General features: G+C 72.1%; 16 protein-coding genes and 1 pseudogene. 5 read left to right on the top strand and 12 right to left on the bottom strand.

Annotation, left to right across the window (positions count from 1 at the left end; all coding sequences use genetic code 11):
• Positions 1-38 precede the first annotated feature (38 nt).
• Positions 39-430 (bottom strand): annotated as a pseudogene (locus tag ACFYYB_RS19905) (AIR synthase-related protein); the annotation flags it as partial.
• A gap of 1,051 nt (positions 431-1,481) precedes the next feature.
• Between ACFYYB_RS19905 and ACFYYB_RS19900 the strand changes: the two are divergent.
• Together ACFYYB_RS19900 and ACFYYB_RS19895 are read left to right on the top strand one after the other, a co-directional pair.
• Entirely contained in the window at positions 1,482-3,995 is a 2,514-nt protein-coding gene (locus tag ACFYYB_RS19900) for a SpoIIE family protein phosphatase (RefSeq protein ID WP_389436502.1), read from the top strand.
• Positions 3,996-4,158: 163 nt separating this feature from the next.
• Complete coding sequence (locus ACFYYB_RS19895) at positions 4,159-4,998, top strand: SigB/SigF/SigG family RNA polymerase sigma factor (RefSeq protein WP_389437217.1); 840 nt, start codon at positions 4,159-4,161, stop codon at positions 4,996-4,998.
• A gap of 112 nt (positions 4,999-5,110) precedes the next feature.
• Here the strand turns inward: ACFYYB_RS19895 and ACFYYB_RS19890 are convergent, their stop codons facing one another.
• The 5 genes from ACFYYB_RS19890 to ACFYYB_RS19870 all read right to left on the bottom strand — a co-directional run bounded on the left by ACFYYB_RS19890 (position 5,111) and on the right by ACFYYB_RS19870 (position 6,937).
• Positions 5,111-5,476 (bottom strand): STAS domain-containing protein, encoded by a 366-nt coding sequence (locus tag ACFYYB_RS19890; RefSeq protein ID WP_389436501.1) that lies wholly within the window; start codon positions 5,474-5,476, stop codon positions 5,111-5,113.
• Between the two features lie 284 nt (positions 5,477-5,760).
• Positions 5,761-5,940, bottom strand: coding sequence for a CsbD family protein (locus tag ACFYYB_RS19885; RefSeq protein WP_389436500.1), 180 nt, complete (start codon positions 5,938-5,940; stop codon positions 5,761-5,763).
• 145 nt (positions 5,941-6,085) lie between these two features.
• Positions 6,086-6,415 (bottom strand): DUF3040 domain-containing protein, encoded by a 330-nt coding sequence (locus ACFYYB_RS19880; protein ID WP_389436499.1) that lies wholly within the window; start codon positions 6,413-6,415, stop codon positions 6,086-6,088.
• A gap of 44 nt (positions 6,416-6,459) precedes the next feature.
• Positions 6,460-6,696 carry a DUF6213 family protein gene (locus tag ACFYYB_RS19875; RefSeq protein WP_389436498.1) on the bottom strand — a complete coding sequence of 79 codons (237 nt, stop codon included), beginning with the start codon at positions 6,694-6,696 and terminating at the stop codon, positions 6,460-6,462.
• 85 nt (positions 6,697-6,781) lie between these two features.
• A complete protein-coding gene (locus ACFYYB_RS19870) occupies positions 6,782-6,937 on the bottom strand; it encodes a DUF6131 family protein (RefSeq protein ID WP_266875260.1) in 156 nt (51 codons plus the stop codon).
• A 352-nt stretch (positions 6,938-7,289) separates the two neighbouring features.
• On the opposite strand from ACFYYB_RS19870, the gene ACFYYB_RS19865 reads away from it, so the two are divergent.
• The gene (locus ACFYYB_RS19865; protein WP_389436497.1) at positions 7,290-8,633 is read left to right on the top strand and encodes an MFS transporter; all 1,344 of its coding nucleotides are present in this window, start codon (positions 7,290-7,292) and stop codon (positions 8,631-8,633) included.
• 49 nt (positions 8,634-8,682) lie between these two features.
• Here the strand turns inward: ACFYYB_RS19865 and ACFYYB_RS19860 are convergent, their stop codons facing one another.
• The 5 genes from ACFYYB_RS19860 to ACFYYB_RS19840 form a co-directional block, all read right to left on the bottom strand.
• Positions 8,683-9,099: a GNAT family N-acetyltransferase gene (locus ACFYYB_RS19860; protein ID WP_389436496.1), complete on the bottom strand. Its 417-nt coding sequence runs from the start codon at positions 9,097-9,099 to the stop codon at positions 8,683-8,685.
• Positions 9,086-10,417, bottom strand: coding sequence for an adenylosuccinate lyase (gene purB, locus ACFYYB_RS19855; protein WP_389436495.1), 1,332 nt, complete (start codon positions 10,415-10,417; stop codon positions 9,086-9,088). The genes ACFYYB_RS19860 and purB overlap by 14 nt, the downstream gene beginning before the upstream one ends.
• A gap of 112 nt (positions 10,418-10,529) precedes the next feature.
• The gene (locus ACFYYB_RS19850; protein ID WP_389437216.1) at positions 10,530-11,360 is read right to left on the bottom strand and encodes an HAD family hydrolase; all 831 of its coding nucleotides are present in this window, start codon (positions 11,358-11,360) and stop codon (positions 10,530-10,532) included.
• Between the two features lie 141 nt (positions 11,361-11,501).
• The gene (locus ACFYYB_RS19845) at positions 11,502-12,908 is read right to left on the bottom strand and encodes a glycoside hydrolase family 1 protein (RefSeq protein ID WP_389436494.1); all 1,407 of its coding nucleotides are present in this window, start codon (positions 12,906-12,908) and stop codon (positions 11,502-11,504) included.
• Between the two features lie 97 nt (positions 12,909-13,005).
• Positions 13,006-14,928, bottom strand: coding sequence for a beta-glucoside-specific PTS transporter subunit IIABC (locus ACFYYB_RS19840; protein ID WP_389436493.1), 1,923 nt, complete (start codon positions 14,926-14,928; stop codon positions 13,006-13,008).
• A gap of 387 nt (positions 14,929-15,315) precedes the next feature.
• Between ACFYYB_RS19840 and surE the strand changes: the two genes are divergently transcribed.
• Both surE and ACFYYB_RS19830 read left to right on the top strand, forming a co-directional pair.
• On the top strand, positions 15,316-16,404 hold the full coding sequence (surE, locus tag ACFYYB_RS19835) for a 5'/3'-nucleotidase SurE (RefSeq protein ID WP_389436492.1): 1,089 nt from the start codon (positions 15,316-15,318) through the stop codon (positions 16,402-16,404).
• Positions 16,405-16,498: 94 nt separating this feature from the next.
• A complete protein-coding gene (locus ACFYYB_RS19830) occupies positions 16,499-17,215 on the top strand; it encodes a glucosamine-6-phosphate deaminase (RefSeq protein ID WP_389436490.1) in 717 nt (238 codons plus the stop codon).
• Between the two features lie 54 nt (positions 17,216-17,269).
• Here the strand turns inward: ACFYYB_RS19830 and ACFYYB_RS19825 are convergent, their stop codons facing one another.
• Positions 17,270-18,553, bottom strand: a complete 1,284-nt coding sequence (locus ACFYYB_RS19825; protein WP_389436489.1) for a putative Ig domain-containing protein — start codon at positions 18,551-18,553, stop codon at positions 17,270-17,272.
• Positions 18,554-18,718: the final 165 nt, after the last annotated feature.

Genomic DNA, 18,718 nt, shown 5'->3' with positions numbered 1-18,718 from the left:
CGCCGCGGCGGGGTGCCGCGGCGGATCCGGGGGCGGGCTCAGCGGATCCGCGGCAGCTGCTCCCCGAGCGGCAGGTCCACCACGCGGGTGCCGCCCAGCCCGGTGCGGGCCACGACCATGCCCGGGTGGGCCTCCACGGCCTCGCCGATCACGGTCGCCCCCCCGCCCCAGCGGATGCGCCCGCATGGCGTCGAGCACGGCCTCGGCGTGCGCGCGCGGTACGAAGGCCACGAGCCGACTCCAGGCCGAGGATGGAGCAGGCGTTCGCGACGGCCGGGGGCACCGGCACCCGGGACTCGTGGACGAGGACGCCGGTGCCGGAGGCCGTGGCGATCTCGTTGAGCGCGGCGGCCAGACCGCCCCGGGTGGGGTCGCGCAGGACGTGCAGGTCGGGGGTGACCGCGAGCATGCTCCGGACGAGGCCGCCCAGCGGAGTACCAGACGCTCTTGGACCCGTCCGGGTCCGGACCGGGACACTCCACCGTGGCCCACGCGTCGCCGGCGTCCATCTCCGCATGGGCTTGCAGGACGGTGACGCCCCACCGCGGTGCCCCGTCCAGCAGGGCACGATGATGCCCGGTCGGATCGGCGGTGCGGGGCCGGTGCGTGACCGGCCGCCGGAGATGTTTCGCCACGCCCGCCGACGGGCGTGCGCACCCCGCTGTCCGTGTCACCCGTACGCGCAGGCGCACAGGGCCGCTCGGCGGCAGGGGAGGAGGGCCGCGGTGCCCCCCCCGGTTCCTGGCGTCGCCGCGGACCGGAGCGTCCGCGGCGATGTGTCTACGGCCCGGCGACGCGGGTAGGCGCGGTGCGTCGCGCCTACCGCCGTGAGGCGGCGGCCCGCGCGCCGCGGGCACCCGGACGGTGCCCGGCCGGACGGGCCCGAGATTCGGGCCGCCGGTTTCCGGACGAACGATCGGACGCACAGTGAGCAATCCGAAGAGCCGCACACCCACCCTCCCCGGGCCGGCCGCGCGAGGGGCGGCGTCCATGGGGACGCCGCCCAACGACCCGGTGCCGCCCAACCCGACCCCTGCTCCGGGTCCCGGCCCCGGGCCGCAACCCGGGCCGCTGCCGGGGCCCGTGCCGGCCCCCGGGCCGGATCCCGTGCCTCCTGCGCCTCCGCAGCCCCAGCCCGCCCCGCCGCCCGTACCGGGGCCCGACCGAAATCCCCCGCCGGGACCCCTCCCGGGACCGGTGCGGCACCTGAGCCCGTGACCTGAGCGGAGAGCGGACTCACCCGTACGACCTGTGCGGCTGGTGGCGCGTACCTCTCCGCCTCGACGGAGTGCGACCCCCGTCGCAGCCATGAGGGCCGAGGCCGCACCCCGCACCGGGCGCCTACCCGGGCGGGCGCGGTCAACTCCCGGTTCGCGCGGCTCGGAGCGGGGCAGCCGCCCGTCGACCGGGGCGGCCCGCGCGATGAGTGACGCCGGGGTCGCACCCGGGCGGGTGGGGGGCGCGCGTGGGATGCTCAAGGAGTGAAGGGCGATGCCACACCCGTGGGTGAGGGCGCCGCACCCGAGGTGGTGGCGCTCGCCAGGGTCGTGGCCAGACTCCGGTCGGAAATCGTCGACCTGGAAGGCGTCGCCGCGACCACGGCCGTCGTCGAGCGGGCCAAGGGCGTACTCATGGCCCAAGCGGGGGTCGCCGCCGACGCGGCGTACGCGTTGCTCCTCGAACGGGCCGGCCGGAGCGGCCGCACCGTCCTGGAGGAGTGCTGGATCACCCTCGGGCAGGTCCGCGTGCGCCGTCCGCAGGGGACCGCCCGGATCTCACTGCCCACGGCCCCTTACGCCGCACTTTCCACGGCCACGGCCGTCTCCGCGGCCACGGGCCCGGAAGCCGAGCCGATCGCCTCGGCCTTCAGCCGTCGCCGCTATCTCACCGGTCACCACGACCACGACGGCGAGCTGAACGGCCTGTCGGCGCGGGTCGCCGACGGCCTGGCCGCCGCGCGCGACGGCGACGACATCGCGGAGCTGCTGGTGACCGTGCTCGGCGCGGCCACAGACGTGGACGCGGTGATGATCTACACCGTGGCCGCCGCCGGGAGCCTGGACCTGACCGGAAGCGCCGGAATCGACGAGGCACTGGCCGAGCAGTGGCGCCACATCCCCCCGCTGAGCGGGGTCGCCGCCCTCGAAGCGATCGCCGCCCGCCGCGCCCTCTGGCTGGAGGACGTCGAACAGGACGCCCGGCGCTACCTGCTGATCGGAAACCCGCCGGAGCGGTGGCCTTCGCGCGCCTGGCTCCCCGTGCCCGGCGACGGGCCTCCCCGGGCGGCCATCGGCTTCCTGCGCACCCGGCCGGGCCCCTTCGCCGCCGACACCCGGGCGTTGCTGCGCCAGGCGACCCGGCTGTGCGCCGGGCCCCTGGGGGCGCCGGGACCTCGCGACCCGGAGGGCGCGGCAGCGGCCGTCGGGGACTACGTGGAGGCCGTCCAGCTCATCATGGACACCCTGGCCGGCCCCGCGACCCTGCTCACCCCCCTGCGCTCGGCGACGGGCGAGGTGGAGGACTACCGCATCGACGCGGCCGCGCCCGAGTCCGTGGACGTGGCCGGCCGGCGGGGCAAGGAGCTCGTGGGCCGCCGCATCCTGGAGACGTACCCCACCGTGGCGGGCACCGCCCTCTGGGAGGGGTACCTCAGGACGCTCATCACCGGAACCAGGTACGAGGGGGAACCCTTCACCTACGAGGAAGTGGTCGCGGGCGTCCCCCGGCAGTCGGTCTACTCGGTCCGGGCGTCGCGGCTCGCGGACCACCTGGTCGTGTCGTGGATCTGCCACGACACCAGTCAGCGCGAGACCCGCCGGCTGGCCGACCTGCAGCGCCTCGGCAACTTGGGCTGGGCGGGCTGGAACCTGGTCACCGACACCGTCACCTGGTCGGATCAGGTCTATGCGATCTTCGACCGCGATCCGGGCCGGGGGCCGATGCCGCTGGAGGAACTTCCGGGCCACGTCGTCGCCGAGGACCTCGAGCAGCTGGGCGCGGCCGTCGAGCGGCTGCTGAGCGAGGGGCAGGCCGTCGACCAGCCGTTCCGGATCACCACCCGGCGCGGAGTGCGCCACCTGCGGATCGTCGCCGAGGCCCAGACGGACGCCGACGGCACACCCGTCGAGGTGCACGGCTTCTTCCAGGACCTGACCACGCAGCACACTGTCGAGCTCGCACTGCACGACAGCGAGCGGGCCGTCCTGCTCCAGCGGGGCATGCTCCAGGCCGAACGCGCGCTCGCCGCGCGCCTCCAGGACACCCTGCTGCCGACCCCCGAGCAGTCCCTGGAACTGGCCGGCCTGTGCGTCGACGTGGCCTACGTCCCCGCCGACAGGGGGATCAACGTGGGCGGCGACTGGTACAGCGCCATCGAACTCCCCGACGAGAGCGCCCTGTTCGTCGTCGGGGACGTGGCCGGCCACGGGCTGGCCGCCGTCGGGACCATGGCCCAGCTCCGGTTCACGACCAAGGGCATGACGATCACCGGATCTCCACTGCCCGACGTCCTGCGCCGGCTCAACACCCTGTTGTTGCACACCGGTTCGGAGCCTTCGGGCAGCGCCACCGCCACCATGGTCATGGCCCGCTACCGGCCCCGGGACGGGCGGCTGATCTGGGTGCGGGCGGGCCACCTGCCGCCGCTGCTGATCCGCGGCGACCGGGCGGAGTTGCTGGAACAGCCCCGGGGCCCCCTGCTCGGCGCGTCCTTCGAAGCCTCCTACGAGCAGGCCTCCATCGACCTGCTGCCCGGCGACGACCTGCTCTTCTACACCGACGGGCTCGTGGAGGAACCGGGCGAGGACATAGAGACCGGCCTTGGCCGCCTCGCGGAGACGGCGGTGCGGCTCCTCCGGGAGGGCCGCGGTGAAACCCTCGCGCGCACGCTCGTCACGCTGTGTACGGCCCAGCGTGACGACATCTGCGTCCTGCACGTCCACGTCCCGGACGGGGGAGCACCGGACGCGGAGGCACCGGAAGGGGATGTTCCGTAAAAAGGGTCAGCCTTCCCCCGTGCGGGTATATCCCTCCTGGAGACCACGACGGTTCCAGCCGTCCGCCCAGTGCGGCCGGTGCCCCCCAATCCGTCGGAGGAACCTCATGGCACCCGTTTCCAGCGAGACCACGGATCTGCTCCGCATCGACCTCCGCGGCGAGATGCCCGATGTCCCCGCCGACCCGCTCTCCGTTAGCACCGGAGATGCGCGGACCCTGTCGGTCGCGCTCTTTCGACGGCTGAAGGAGCTGGACGAAGGGACGCCGGAGTACTCGTACGTGCGCAATACCCTCGTCGAGCTCAACCTCAGCCTGGTGAAGTACGCGGCACGCCGCTTCCGCAACCGGTCCGAGCCCCTGGAGGACATCGTCCAGGTCGGCACGGTGGGCCTGATCAAGGCCATCAACCGGTACGACGTCGAGCGAGGGGTCGAGTTCACCACGTTCGCCATTCCCACCGTCACCGGCGAGATGAAGCGGTTCTTCCGTGACACCAGCTGGTCCGTGAAGGTGCCGCGGCGCCTCCAGGAACTCCGCCTCGACATCGCCAAGACGCACGACGTGCTCGAACAGCGCCTGGGGCGGCACCCCACCGACCTGGAGCTGGCGGAGCAGCTCGGCATCACCACGGAGGCACTGGACGAGGGCCGCCGGGCGGCCAACGGCTATGTGGCGGGGTCCCTGGACGCTCCGGCGGGACCCGAGGCCGAGGCCGGTCCCCGGGTGCTGCCGCTGGGCGAGGAAGAGGCGGCGTACGACCGCATCGAATGCCTGGAGACGCTGAAGCCGCTGATCGCCACGCTCAGTGACCGCGACCGGATGATCCTCTCGCTGCGTTTCGGTCAGGAGCTGAACCAGTCCGAGATCGGTGACCGCCTCGGCCTCTCCCAGATGCACGTCTCACGACTGCTGAGCCGCATCATGGCCACGCTGCGTACGGGGATGCTGGAGGACGAACCCGAGAGCGGGGCCGAGGGCGCGGGCCCGGCGGAATCGGGCTGACCCGTTCGACCGCGCTCCTTCGACCGTGCTCCTTTGACCGCACTGCCTAGACCGCACTCCTTCGAGCCGGGTCCACTGCGATGACCGGCGGACGCTCATCCGTGTTCCTCCGCTACGTGTGCCGGTGGCTCGCCAGAGCCGCCTCCACATCGGGGTGCTGCGGAAAGAGCCCGTCGGCGCCGGTGACGTGGAACATGCGTGCGACCGGCCGGTGCAGGCCGATCAGTTCGAGGCTGCCGCCCGCTTCCCGGGCCGTGAGCCGGCCGTGCAACAACACGTTGAGTCCTGTGGAATCGCAGAACGCCAGTCGGCTGAGATCGATCAGCAAGCGTCGCCCACCGCCCGCCCGGGCTGCTTCGAGAGCCGCGCGCAAGGGTTCCGCGGTGTCGTGGTCGAGCTCTCCGGCCAGGGTCAGGACGGTGGCACCGCCGAGGGGTCGCACGTCGACCGCCAAGCGGTCGTCGTTCGCCGAGGGCATCGCGTACCCCTTTCCCCCGGAGGTTCGGGTCTCGGCAACGGGTATGTCCCGCGCCTACCCCGTCACGGGTCGCCAAACTCGGGCGGGGCGCCGGTGATGGGGAAGAGGGAGAGGGAGCCGGTGATCTCCAGCAGCCGCAGCATCTGGGCGTTCGGCGCCGCCAGGCTCAGCCTGTGGCCCGACCCGGCTGATGTCCATCTCGCCCGCCACGCGCACCACGGCCGCCTCCGTGGAAGAGGGAGGCGGCCCGGCTGGATCGTGCTCGCCGTGCTGGTGCGGCATCCTCAGTGCTGTCCCTTGGCCTTCTTCATCTTGTTCGCGCCGTTGGAGGCCATTTCCTCGGCCTTGCCGGCCATCCGCTCGGCGCTTCCCTCCGCCTGCATGCGCTTGTCGTCCATCGTGTCGCCGAGGGTCTCCTTGAGCTTCCCCTTGGCCTGCTTCGCCTTCGCCTTCGCCTTGCTCATGACGCGCTTTTCCTTCCTGAGGGGGGTACTGCTGCCACCATGCGGCAGCGGAAGGCGGCCTGCAATCCGTGGCGAATCGTCCGCTTTTCCGGCTGCTTGGAGTGGCGGCAGCGGGCCGGGCGCCTTCTCGGCCGGGCGGCGCCGCTCACATGCCGATGTCGTGCGTGCGGCACCAGGCGATCGCGAGCCGGATGAGCCGGACGAGGGTGAGCACCCAGAGGACGGCGAAGGCCCAGATCAGCGGCGGTGAGGAGGTGGCGACGGCGGAGCCGAGCAGGATCGCGCAGGCGGCGCCGAGGAGCCAGGTGCACAGGGCGGCCCGGCGGTGGCGGCCCCGGTTGCCCGTGGAGGTCCAGGGCCTGATGCCGCGGCGCAGCGTACGGAGTCTGCGGTCCAGGAGCCGGTCGGCACACAGGTCCTGCTCCATGTCCCGGAGGATCGTCAGTTCCTGACGAGAGAGCTCGGGGCCGTCCATCGCGAAGCCCCTCTCCTGTCCGGTCGTTGTCCGCTGCCGCCGTCCTACGGATGTGGTGCGGCCGAAGCGAACCCGATGCATTCGACGTCGATCTGATCGGCGAGCTCGGTCAGTGCGCTCGCCAAGTCCCGGACGGTCCGCTCGTCTCCGCGCATCTCACCGGTGTGCTCCGAGTCCAGCCAGCCGGCCGAGAGGCGGCGCAGGAGTTCGGTGACGTGATCGGCGGGGATCAGCAGGGCGCCGTCATCCGCGGGTATCAGCGGTAGGGATATCTGGATCATGGAACCGTCTCCAGGGGAGCGTCCGCGCGTGTTCCAGCGCGCCCGGCGCGTCCGCGCGTGGCGTCCGCGCCCGGGCGCGCCCGCGCTACCAGTAGTGCCGCCGCCCTCCGACGGCGTGCCCGACGGAACCGAGCACCCACAGGACGACCCCGATGACGACGAGGATGATTCCCAGCGTCCACAGGATCGAAATCCCGAGGAGCCAGCCGACGATCAGTAGAACGATGCCAAGCGCGATCATGTTGTTCTCCCATCTCGCAGGCTGCTTCTGCCCCGATCCGGTGCCGGAATGCGGGGTGAGGCGGCCCAGTCCGGTGGAGAGGGCGCGGGCCTCGCCGACGGCGGACCCCGGGGGGCCGCCGTGGCCATAAGTATCTTGACGTCAAGATTGATCTAGGGCAGGCTTCCGCTGGTATCTCGATGTCGAGATACTTTCGCGGGGGTACGGAGGCCATGGGATGCGGCGGCGCGGTACGGGGATCCGGAAAGGTCCGCAGGGCAGGCAGGGGCGGTCGGGGCCGCCGCGGAAGCCCCGACGGCCGGGGCTGGTGGCCCAGTTGCGGCGGCCTCCGGGGGGCCGGGACGCCCGGATCATGCTGCTGACCCTGCTTCTCGACCGCGGCGGCACGGGCGTGTGGGCCGCCTCCTCCGTCCTCTACTTCACCTTCGTCCTCGGCCTGGACGCCGGCCGGATCGGCCTCCTGCTGGGCGCCGCGGCCGTGGCGGGCATCTTCGGATCGCCCCTGGCGGGGCACCTGGCCGGCCGGTTCCCGGTGCGCTCCCTGCTGATCGGCTGTCACCTGCTGCGCCTGGGCACCCTCGGCGTCCTGTTCGTGGCCACCCGCTTCGACGTGCTCTTGGCCCTGGTCGCCGTCACCTGTCTCGGGGACCGGGCGGCCAAGGCGCTGGAGATGCTGTTCGCCACGCGGGTGGCGGGCGAACGGCGCGGTACCTACCAGGCGCTGGCGCGCAGTTCGGCGAACGCCGGCTACGCGGTGGGCGCGGGCATCGCCGCGGCCGGCCTCGCGGTCGGGACCCCGGAGGCCTACCGGGCGCTGATCCTGGCCAACGCGCTGTCGTTCCTCGCGGCGGCCCTGCTGGTCTGGCGTACCCGGGAGCCCCGGGCCGAGGGCCGGGTGGCCGCGGGCGCGGTCGGCACGGTCGGCACGGTCGGCACGGGAGGGGAGGCCGGGGCGGGGGAGACCGGGCCCGGGCCGGCCGGTGACGGCGCGCCCGGCCGGACGCGGGCGCCGAGCCCGTGGCGGGACCGCGGTTACCTGCGCTTCGTCCTGCTCGACATCGCGATGAACCTCGACGACTCGGTCCTGGCCGTCGGCCTGCCACTGTGGCTGGTGGCCCACACCGACGCGCCGCACGCCCTGGTCCCGGCCTTCCTCGTCATCAACACCGTGCTGGTCGTCGTACTCCAGCTCCGTGTCTCGGCACGGTACGAGCGACCCCGTCAGGCCGCGGCGGCGCTCTCCGTGTACGGGCTGACCATGTTCGCGTGCTGCGTCCTGCTGGCCCTGAGCGCCGGGACCGGGGCGGTGGCCGCGTCGGTGGTGCTGCTCGCCGCGGCGGGGCTGGTCACGGGCGCGGAGCTGCTGCGGTCGGTGAGTTCCTGGGAACTTGCGGTATCGCTGGCTCCCGAGGAGGCGCGGGCCTCGTACCTGGGGGTCGCGGGCATGGCCCAGTCCATTCAGAAGTCCGTCGGTCCGCTGCTCCTGACCGGCGTGGTGATGACGGCCGGACCGGCGGGCTGGCTGGCCCTCGGCGCGGGAATCGCGGTCCTGTCGGTGGTCCAGCGGCGCTTCGCGGTCCGCCGCCTGGACTCCGGGTTCGCGCCGCCTGAGCCCACCGCGGCCGGGCCCATCGCGCACAAGCCCGCCGCGCCCGCACCCGTCCCGCCCGGGGCGGACGCCGCTCCCGCGGGCTGAAACCGGGCACCCCGGCGCACTCCGGCGCCGGGGTGCGCGGGCGTACGGCTCAGGCCCGGACGGCCGGACCGTCCATCGTCCAGGCGGAGTTGTGCGCGGTGAACCCGACGTGCGGGTAGTAGTCCACGGCCGCCGGGGCCGCCAGCAGGATCAGCTTGGCCTGCGGCGCGGCCTCCCTGGTCGCGCGGATGAGGTCCTTGCCCACGCCCTTGCCCTGGTACGCGGAGTCCACGGCGAGGTCGCTGAGGTAGGTGGAGTACGCGCCGTCGGTGATCGAGCGGGAGATCCCGATGAGCCGGCCCTCCTCGTCACGGGCGACGATGACCAGGTTGGCGCCGGCGAGCATCCGGGTGAAGCGCTGGGTGTCCTCCACGGGGCGGCGTTCGGCGAGGGTGGACGCCCGGTACAGGGCGGCCGCCTCCTCCACGTCGAGGGCGCCGCCGATGACCTGTTCACACTTCCACATGCTGGTGCTGCTCCTTGCTGATGGGTTCGCCGAGTCGGTCGCTGAGTTCTTCGAGTCGGGACTTGAGGTGGTTCCGGTTGGCCAGGAACCGTAGGGGGTCGAGGAGGCCGGCGGGGACGGTGACCCCGCGGGTGGCCAGGGTGTCGGTCAGTGGAGTCTTTGTACGCCAGGTTTCGTCGGCGGCCGCCTGGACGAGGCGGTACGCGTGCTCGCGTTCCGCGCCGTCGGCGACCAGGCCGAGGAACACCCCGGAGGAGTGGACGAGGCCGTGGGTCGCGTCGATGTTGGCGGCCATCCGCTCCGGGAAGACCTCCAGGCCCCGGATGACGGCCGCGGCCGAGACCAGCTGGTAGTGCGCGATCGTCAGGCTGTCCGGCAGGACGATCCGCTCCACCGAGGAGTGCGCCAGGTCCCGTTCGTGCCACAGGGCGACGTTCTCGTACGCGGCGCCCGCGTTGGCCCGCAGCACCCGGGCGAGCCCGCACAGCCGCTCGCTGGTCGTCGGATTGCGCTTGTGCGGCATGGCGCTGGAGCCCTGGTAGGCGCCGGTGCGGGGCTCGTCCACCTCGCGCACCTCCGTGCGCTGGAGCATCCGCATCTCCAGCGCGAACTGCTCCACGACGGCGCCGGTGAGGGCGAGGGCGGACAGCAGCTGGGCGTGCCGGTCGCGGGCGACGACCTGCGTCGGGATCGGTTCGAAGCCCAGCCCCAGCTCCCCGCACACGTACTCCTCGACCCGGGGCGAGATGTGGGAGTAGGTGCCGACGGGGCCCGATACGGTACCCACCGCCACCGCCGTACGGGCATCCGCCAGCCGGGCCAGACAGCGGCTCATGGCCTGGGCGTGGACGGCCAGTTTCTGACCGAAGGCGGTCGGCTCGGCGTGGATCCCGTGCGTCCGGGCGATGCACACGGTGTCCCAGTGCTCCAGGGCCCGGTCCGCCAGGATCCGGGTGAAGGAGCGGGCCGCCTCCAGGACGAGGTCCATGGAGCGGGCGAGCAGGTACCCCTGGGCGGTGTCGACGAGGTCGTAACTGGTCATGCCGTGGTGGACCCAGCGCGCCGAGCCGGGCGGCATCGTCTCCGTGTAGGCGGCCAGGAACGCGAGGATCTCGTGGTCCCGCTCCGCCTCCAGCTCCCGGATCCGCTCGACGGCGGGCACCGGAGCCCTCCGGATGTCGGCCAGCGCCTCGTCCGGCACGACTCCGAGCCCGGCCTGCGCCGTGCTGGCGAGCACCTCGACCCGGACCCAGGTCTCGTACGTGGACTCGGCGGTCCACAACGCCGCCATCTCCGGCAGCGCGTAACGCTGGATCAAGACACACCTCTCCCGTCGTGCCAGGGCATGCCGAGCGTCGGCCTGCTTCCTGCTCCCTGCTCTCCGCCCTCCGTACGGTAATAGATGAGAGGCTAGTTTAGCTATTACCGCGCTATCGCGTCGGGGCTCCGGCGAGCGGGAGGAGGTGGCGCTCCAGGACCGCCGCCACGCCGTCCTCGTCGTTGCCGGTGGTGATCTCGTCGGCGACCGCCTTGAGGCTGTCGTGGGCGTTGGCCATGGCCACCGAGTGGCCCGCCCAGGCGAACATGGGGATGTCGTTGGGCATGTCACCGAAGGCGATGGTGCTTTCCGCCGTCACGCCCAGTGCCTGCGCGGCCAGGGCCAGACCGGTCGCCTTCGACAGGCCGACGGGGAGCAGCTCCACGCAGGTCGGGCCCGCCATCACCACGGTGACCAGATCACCCACCGCCTCCCGGGCGGCCTCGGTGAGCTCGTCGTCCGTCAGGTGCGGGTGCTGGATCTGGACCTTCCCGATCGGCCGGTCCCACAGCCGGGCGGCGTCGTGGACCCGCTCGATCCCGGCCGAGGCCATCGGCGGGAGCGGGAACCCGGGGCCCACGACGATGGGATCGGCCAGTTCCAGGGGCATCACCGCCACCGACAGCGGACCGGTACGGGCCTCCACCAAGGCCACCACGTGCGCCGCGAGCTCGCGGTCGAGGGGGACCGACGAGACGAGGGCGTCCTGCCCGGCGTCGTAGAGCTGGCCGCCCTGACCGCAGACGGCCAGGCCCCGGTATCCGATCTCGGCCAGCGTGGGCCTGGTCCACTGGGCGACCCGCCCGGTCACGACCACGTGCCGGGCCCCGGCCGAGACGGCGGCGGCGAGGGCGGCCGTGGTGCGCGCGGAGACGGTGTGGTCGCTGCGCACGAGGGTGCCGTCGAGGTCGGTGGCGATCAACTGGTAGGGGAAGCGGGTCATACGGGTCATGGAAGGGGTCTCCTGAGTGGGGGGGAGAGAGGGCGGAGAGGGCGGGAGGTCGGGGGGAGTCGAGGAACGCCGTGGGGCCGCCGGCCGTTCGCCGGGTGGGCGGAACGGCCGGCGGCCCGGAGGCGAACGGGATCAGAGGGAGCCGTTGCCCTTGATCAGCTGCTGGTACCAGAAGAAGCTGTCCTTGCGGATGCGGCGGAGCTCCTTGAGGTCGAACTCGTCGCGGTCGACGTAGATGAAGCCGTAGCGCTTCGCCACGCCCTGGTGGGTGGAGATCAGGTCCATGGCCGACCAGGGGTGGTAACCGATGACGTCCACCCCGTCCGAGACGGCCAGGCGCATCTGCTCTATGTGCTCGGAGAGGTAGGCGATCCGGTAGTCGTCGTGGATCTCGCCGTCCTCGACCGTGTCGAACCCGCCCAGCCCGTTCTCGGTCACCATGACCGGCAGCCGGTAGCGGTCGTAGACGTCGCGCAGGGTGGTGCGGAAGCCGACCGGGTCGATCTCCCAGCCGAACTCGGTGGTGGCCAGGTGCGGGTTGCTCACCGCGCGGAACACCCCGCTCTCGCCGACCGCGAGCTGCTGGTCGCCGCCCTCGTAGGTGACGGCGCCGTCGTCGAGGGGCGCGGCGACGGTGGCGGACGAGTAGTAGTTCAGCGCCAGGTAGTCGGCACGACCGGCCGCCAGGACCTCCAGGTCGCCCTCCGCGATCTCGGGGGCGATGCCGTGCTCGGTCATCCAGGCCCAGGCCGTCGGGTTGTAGGTGCCGTAGGCGGCCATGTCCAGGTACAGCCAGTTGCGGATGGCGTTGTAGTCGGAGGCCGCGAGGACGTCCTCGGGCTTGCTGCTCGCCGGGTAGACGACGGAGATGTTCGGCGCCGGGCCGATCTTGGCGGCCGGCAGCATGTCGTGGCACGTCTTCGTCACGCGGGCCTGGGCCACCATCATGTGGTGGTTCTGCTGGTACAGCTCGCGCTTGGGGTCGTCGGAGGTGGTCGCACTGGTGCCGATGGCGGCGCCGTGCAGGATCATCATGTTCTGCTCGTTGATGGTCAGCCAGTGCTTGACCTTGCTGCCGTACTCCTCGAACAGCACCTCGCAGTAGCGGGCGAAGGCGTCGATGGTCGAGCGGGAAGTCCAGCCGCCCTTGTCCTGGAGGGCCTGCGGCAGGTCGAAGTGGTAGACGGTGACGACCGGTTCGATGCCGTGCGCGAGGAGGGCGTCGAAGAGGCGGTGGTAGAAGGCGATGCCGTCCGGGTTCACCGCGCCGTCGCCGTCCGGGACGATCCGCGTCCAGGCGATGGAGAGCCGGTAGGCCTTCAGCCCCAGCTCCGAGAAGAGCCGGACGTCCTCCTCGAAGCGGTGGTAGTGGTCGGCCGCGACCTTGAAGTCGGTCGTGCCCTCGGGGTAGTTACCGCGTGCGTCCTGGACGGACGGGCCCTTGCCGTCGGTGTCCCAGGCGCCCTCCACCTGGTAGGCGGAGGTCGCGGCGCCCCAGAGGAAGTCGGGGCGGAAGGCGGCGGGGGTCTTGTGGTCCATGTGCGGATCTCCTTCGGGTGTACGTGGATCAGGGCGCGGGGTGCTGCGTGTTGGGTACGGGCGCGGCGCGCGGGGCGTGGGCGCCGCGGGTGGGGCTTCAGCCCACGGGGGTGAGTTCGCGTTCCGGGCTGAGGGACAGGAGCACCGTGCTGTGCTCGACCTCGGTGTGCTCGGTGGGCCGTACGACTCCCGTGCCGGCCGTGTCGAGGACGATCACCATCGTGGTGGTGTCGTAGCCGGCGGCTTCGACCGCGGCCAGGTCGACCGCGCCGAGCGGGTCGCCGAGCCGGACGTGATCGCCCTGTTCGACGGCGCTGGTGAAGTGCTCCCCGCCGAGCCGGACCGTGTCGATGCCGATGTGGACGAGGACCTCCACGCCCTCGGGGGAGCGGAGCCCGTAGGCGTGCGGCAGGACGCTGACGACGGTTCCGTCGATGGGGGCGTGGACCTCGCCGGAGGTCGGGGCGACGGCCGCGCCGTCACCGAGGGCGCCGGAGGCGAACGCCGGGTCCGCCACGTCGGTCAGGGCGACGACCCTGCCTTCGACGGGCGCGGCGACCTCGAACGCCTCGGCGGCGGCCCGTCCGGAGGGGGCGTCGGCGGCCTCACCGGGCTCACCGGCTCCGGCGGTGTCCTCCGGGACGTCCTTGAAGCCCAGGGCCATGGTGAGACCGAAGGACAGGGCGACGGCGACCCCGACACCGATCAGCTGGAGGGCGAAGCTGCCGACCTCCAGGTAGGCGGAGAGGGACAGCAGACCCGGCATGATGTACGCGGTCGAGGCCGAGCCGCCCGCCGAGGCGATGCCGCCGCCGACCGCGCCGGCGATGCAGGCGTAGACGAAGGGCTTCTTCAGGCGCAGGTTGACGCCGTAGACCGCGGGCTCGGTGATGCCGGCGAGGAAGCCGCTGACGGCGGCCGGACCGGCGAGCTTCTTCAGGCTCTTGCTGCGGGTGCGGAACATGACCGCCAGTACGGCTGCGCCCTGCGCGGCGGACGCGGCGACCAGCGGGCCGTAGAGGAGGGAGTGACCCTGGACGGCGAGGTCGTTGGCCATCATCGGGACCAGGCCCCAGTGGATGCCGAAGACCACCATGATCTGCCAGGTGCCGCCGAGGACGGCTCCGGCGACGGCCGGGCTGAGACCGAACAGCCAGCCGATCAGGCCGGAGGCTCCCTGGCCGGCCCAGTCCGAGGCCGGTCCGATGGTGAGCAGGGTCAGCGGGACCATGAGGAGGATCGTCAGCATCGGGGTGATGAAGTTGCGGATGCTGGACGGCAGCGCCTTGTCGAGGCCGCGTTCCACGAAGCTCTGGACGTACACGGAGAGGATGACCGGGATGACGGAGGAGGCGTAGGCGACCATCACCATCGGGATGCCGAAGAAGGAGACGGGGTCGCCGGCCTCGTTCATGGCGGCGATCGAGGGGTAGACCAGCGATCCCGCGATGGCCATGGCGGTCCACTGGTTGGACCCGAAGCGCTTCGCGGCGGTCACGGCCAGGAGCACCGGCAGGAAGTAGAACACGCCGTCGCCGGCCGCGTTCAGGACGGTGAACTCCTGTGAGGTCTCGGCGACCAGGCCGAGCTTGGTGACCAGCACGATCGTGGCCTTGAGCAGTCCCGCGCCGGCCAGTGTCCACAGGAACGGGGTGAAAATGCTGGAGATGACGTCGACCAGCCGCGTCAGCGGGTTCCCGCCCGTCGTGCCCGTGCCCGGGGCCGCGGCGTCCTTCGTCCGGGCCTTGTCCGCGCCGAGTCCGGAGATCCTGCCGATCTCGGCATAGGCCTTGGCCACGTCGTTCCCGATGACCACCTGGAACTGGCCGCCGCTCTCGACCACCGTGATGACTCCGGGCGTTGATTCGACAGCCGCTCTGTCAGCCTTCGACGCGTCCTTCAGGACGAAACGAAGTCGCGTGGCGCAGTGCCCCAGGGACTCCACATTCGATTCGCCGCCGACGCCTTCGAGTACGGCCGACGCCGTCTTTCCGTAATCCACGATGAGTTCTCCCTGCATCGCGTGGAACGAACCCGGAACGTCTTCGGTCCGAGGTCCCCTCAGTCTTGACGAGGTCAAGGGAAGGCAAAGGAAGTCGAAGGTCCCGAATGGTGCGACCTTTGTGCCTACGTACTCGCGCTCTTCAACAGGGCTTTTCCGCAGGTGAGTTCACTGTGCGGTGACATGGCCCGTATCGGGCCCTTCGGTCTTCTCGGAAGGGACTTTCAGCCCCTGTCCCCGGGTGGGCGGACGGCGGAAGAGTGCACGGGGAGGGCCCGGTCCCGAGACGCCGTCTCCCGGGCTCCGCGACATCGAGACGCGCCCAAGTGCGATGCGCCCGAGTGCTCGGTGCGCCTTGGGGCTCGATGTATTCCAGGGCTCGATCCACCAGAAGGCAGGCTCCTCATGCGCTCCGCTCCTCGCAAACTGCTCGCCGTGGCCGCCGCGTGCGTGCTCGCCGCCACCACCGGGGCGGCGGCCTCCGCCGACTCCGTGCGGCCGGCCGCGCCCTCGCGGGCATCCGGGGCGGGCCCGCTGGACGGAATGCGGATCCTCATCTCCAACGACGACGGGATCCAGGCCGCCAAGCCCAACCACTCGGACGGGCTCGGCGCCTACGAGATGCGCCGCGCACTGTGCGCCGCAGGCGCCGACGTCGTGGTGATGGCCCCGTGGCAGGTGCAGAGCGGGCGCGGAACCGCCGTCACCAACCACGGCGTACTGACGGTCAAGCAGCGGGAGCGGATGCCCGCCGGCTACGAGAACGACTGCGCGGGCGCGCCCTCCGGCGCCCCTGTCTTCGGCGTCTGCCTGGCGGACGGCCCCTGCGGCCCCGACTCGCCGAGCGCGACCCCCGCCGACACCGTCAAACTGGCCCTGCGCGGCGGACTCGCCGCCAAGGCGGGCTGGAGCGGCGCTCCCGACCTGGTCGTCACCGGCATCAACTCCGGTCTCAACGTGAGCTCTTCGGTCAACGACTCCGGAACGGTCGGAGCCGCGATCGCCGCCATCGACATCGGCGTACCGGCCGTGGCCTTCAGCGCCTCCGCCAACGCGGACATGAGCGCGCACCCCGTGGAGAACTACCGGGCCACCGCCGCGTTCGGTGCGAAGTTCCTCGCGGGACTGAAGGAACACCGTCTGCTCACCGACGCGTTCGCCCTGAAGGTGGACTACCCCGACATCAGCGCCGGAGCCCAGGCCCGGCCGCCCGTCTGGACCCGGGTCGGTTCGGGCGCGTACGCCTACCACGCCTACGTACAGGACGGTGGCGGGAACGGCTTCGGCATCGCCCTCGGTGACTGCGCGTCGGCGAACCCCGGCAGCGCGGAATGCGTGGAAGGCCGCCCGGACGCCGACTCGACGGCGGCCCTCGGCGGGGCCGTCTCGGTCACACCCGTCACCTCCGACCGCACCTACGGGACCTCCGTGGACGGGAAGAAGGAGCTGAAGGAGACCGAGCGGTACGTGAAGAAGTCCGCCCCGCGCCCCTGAGCCCGGAGCGCCAGGCCGCCGGAGACCGGAGCTCCCAGTCCCACGAGCCACGAGCCACGAGCCACGAGCCGAGAACCACGAGAACGGAACACCCATGAAGATCGTCATCGCGCGGGACTACGAGGACCTCAGCCGTACCGCGGCCGACATCGTGCTCGGCGAGATGCTGTACGACCGTCGGGTCAACATGGCCCTCACCGCCGGGGCGAGCCCCGCGGGCACGTACGAGATCGTCACGGCGAGGCTGCGCCGGAACCCCGGGGCCTTCTCCGACGTCCACTTCTACAATTTCGACGAGGTACCCCTCGCCGGGCGGGAGCACGGGCTGACCCTCTCCGCGCTCCACGAGCACCTCTACGGCCCCGGCGGGGTGCCGGAGGCCAACATCCACCCGCTCACGGTCGCCAACCACGCGTCCGTCGCCCGCGAACTGCGCGGGAACGGCGGGCTGGACCTGATGCTCATCGGGCTCGGCGCGGACGGCCACTTCTGCGGGAACATGCCGTACGCCACCCGCTTCGACCAGGAGATCTACACCTACGAGTTCAAGGACTCCTACCCCTGGTACGAGGACGCCCTGCGGTTGCTCCCCGACCCCCGCGAAGTCCCCTCGCACGTGGTGACGATGGGGGCGGCCATGCTCGCCAAGGTACGGCGCCTGGTGCTGATCGTGAGCGGGGCCGCCAAGGCGGACGCCCTCGCCGGCATGCTGGAACGCGAGATCTCGACCGAGTTCCCGGCCACGATCCTGCGCACGCACCCCAACCTCGTCGTCATCGCCGACCGGGAGGCCGCGTCGAGGCTGGGCTGAACGCGGCGGGGTGCGGATCCCGGACCGTCCGGGATCCGTCCGCCCCCGGTCCTTCTAGAACCAGGTGAGGGTGAGGGGGAAGGTGGTGGTGGCGGTGGTCGGGGTGGCGTCGGTGGCGGTGGCGGTGATCTGGAGGGTTCCGGTGGCCCAGGGTTTGCCGGTGATGCGGCCGGTGGTGGCGTCGAGGGTCAGGCCCCAGGGGAGTCCGGTGGCGGTGTAGCGGACGGGGGGTTTGCCTCCCGTGGTGGTGAGCTGGATGGTGCAGTTCTGGTTGAACTTGCAGGCTTGCGGGCCGGGGTTGACCAGCTTCAGGTCACCAGGGGTCGGCGTGGGTGTCGGGGTCGGGGTCGGTGTGGGCGTCGGAGTGGGCGTGGGTGTCGGGGTCGGCGTCGGTGTGCCGCCGCAGCCCGGAGTGGCCTCCGGAGGGAGCGGGACCCGCCAGATCTGGGTGTCGTTCTCCGAGCCGACGAGCAGGGTGGCGCAGTCGAGGTACGTCACCGTCTCGCCCTGGGACTGGGCGGGCAGGGCCACATCCGCGAGCTTGGCGCCCGAGGTGCCGTACACCGAGGCGGTGTTGGCCCCCAGGGGACCGCCGCTGCGCAGGGTGTACGAGGCTCCCGAGGGGGAGAACGCGCCGTCGGTGGCGAAGACCGGGCCCGGCCGGACCGCGGTCAGGGTGCCCAGTTGCCCGGGTACCGGCGGCAGGGGGGCCTGGTAAAACTGGCCCGCCGCTCCCGCGAGTTTGCTCGCGATGTGGATCCGGCCGGTGACCGGGTCGGCCAGCAGGGACTCGGCGTCGTGCTTCCCGTCGGCGTAGGCGAAGCGGTACGTCACGGGCGTCACCGAGGCGTTGGCGAGCAGGTCGGGTTCGGGGAAGGAGTGCACGGTGATCTCGGCGCGGCTGCCGAAGTTGTCCCCGATGTCGCCGACCAGGATCGCGGGACGGCCCGAGGAGTCCTTGCCGAGGGCCAGCCCCTCCCAGTCGGTGTTGCCCACCCCGGAGACCGTGTACGTGGCCTTGAGCAGGCCGGTGGCGCCGGTGCAGTCGATGGCGAACACCTGGTTGGTGTTCCCGCTGTCGTTGACGGCGTAGAAGACGCCGGTGTGTTTTCGGCTCATGGCGAGCCCGCTGATCTCGGCCATGCCTCCGGGGAGGGTGCACTGGCGCTCGGGGGCGGCGCCGGCGCCGGCCGGGGGCGCGGACGCGGGCGGCGCGGTGGCCGCGTCGGCGGTCCCGGCGGCGGGGCCGGTCAGCCAGGCCGCGGCGGGCAGGGCCGCGGCGAGGACCGCGGTGGCGAGGGCGGCGGCGCGCGGGGGCGTGAGGAGTAGTCGGAACATGCCCACCATGTGAGGGGGAGCCGGTTCACGGCGCCAGGGTCAACCGGACTCCGTTCGAGCATCGTTCAATGCCGGGAGGGCATGTCCCGGCCGCCGAGGGGCTCCCTCCGGCCGGCCGGCCGGGACGTGCGGCGCGTGCGGGCCCCGGCGGCCCGCGCGGTCACC

It is taken from the genome of Streptomyces sp. NPDC002886 (genome assembly GCF_042888445.1).
Taxonomy (GTDB): Bacteria; Actinomycetota; Actinomycetes; order Streptomycetales; family Streptomycetaceae; genus Streptomyces.
The sequence above is the reverse complement of the archived record's forward strand: the minus strand, read 5'-3'. Positions and strand labels throughout refer to the sequence as shown.

Excerpts from the sequence above, each read along its gene's own strand:
- ACFYYB_RS19895 (WP_389437217.1), top strand. The coding sequence starts at position 4,159 with ATGCCCGATGTCCCCGCCGACCCGCTCTCCGTTAGCACCGGAGATGCG.
- ACFYYB_RS19890 (WP_389436501.1), bottom strand. The coding sequence starts at position 5,476 with ATGCCCTCGGCGAACGACGACCGCTTGGCGGTCGACGTGCGACCCCTC.
- ACFYYB_RS19885 (WP_389436500.1), bottom strand. The coding sequence starts at position 5,940 with ATGAGCAAGGCGAAGGCGAAGGCGAAGCAGGCCAAGGGGAAGCTCAAG.
- ACFYYB_RS19880 (WP_389436499.1), bottom strand. The coding sequence starts at position 6,415 with ATGGACGGCCCCGAGCTCTCTCGTCAGGAACTGACGATCCTCCGGGAC.
- ACFYYB_RS19875 (WP_389436498.1), bottom strand. The coding sequence starts at position 6,696 with ATGATCCAGATATCCCTACCGCTGATACCCGCGGATGACGGCGCCCTG.
- ACFYYB_RS19870 (WP_266875260.1), bottom strand. The coding sequence starts at position 6,937 with ATGATCGCGCTTGGCATCGTTCTACTGATCGTCGGCTGGCTCCTCGGG.
- ACFYYB_RS19865 (WP_389436497.1), top strand. The coding sequence starts at position 7,290 with ATGCTGCTGACCCTGCTTCTCGACCGCGGCGGCACGGGCGTGTGGGCC.
- ACFYYB_RS19860 (WP_389436496.1), bottom strand. The coding sequence starts at position 9,099 with ATGTGGAAGTGTGAACAGGTCATCGGCGGCGCCCTCGACGTGGAGGAG.
- ACFYYB_RS19850 (WP_389437216.1), bottom strand. The coding sequence starts at position 11,360 with ATGACCCGCTTCCCCTACCAGTTGATCGCCACCGACCTCGACGGCACC.
- ACFYYB_RS19845 (WP_389436494.1), bottom strand. The coding sequence starts at position 12,908 with ATGGACCACAAGACCCCCGCCGCCTTCCGCCCCGACTTCCTCTGGGGC.
- ACFYYB_RS19840 (WP_389436493.1), bottom strand. The coding sequence starts at position 14,928 with ATGCAGGGAGAACTCATCGTGGATTACGGAAAGACGGCGTCGGCCGTA.
- surE (WP_389436492.1), top strand. The coding sequence starts at position 15,316 with ATGCGCTCCGCTCCTCGCAAACTGCTCGCCGTGGCCGCCGCGTGCGTG.
- ACFYYB_RS19830 (WP_389436490.1), top strand. The coding sequence starts at position 16,499 with ATGAAGATCGTCATCGCGCGGGACTACGAGGACCTCAGCCGTACCGCG.
- ACFYYB_RS19825 (WP_389436489.1), bottom strand. The coding sequence starts at position 18,553 with ATGTTCCGACTACTCCTCACGCCCCCGCGCGCCGCCGCCCTCGCCACC.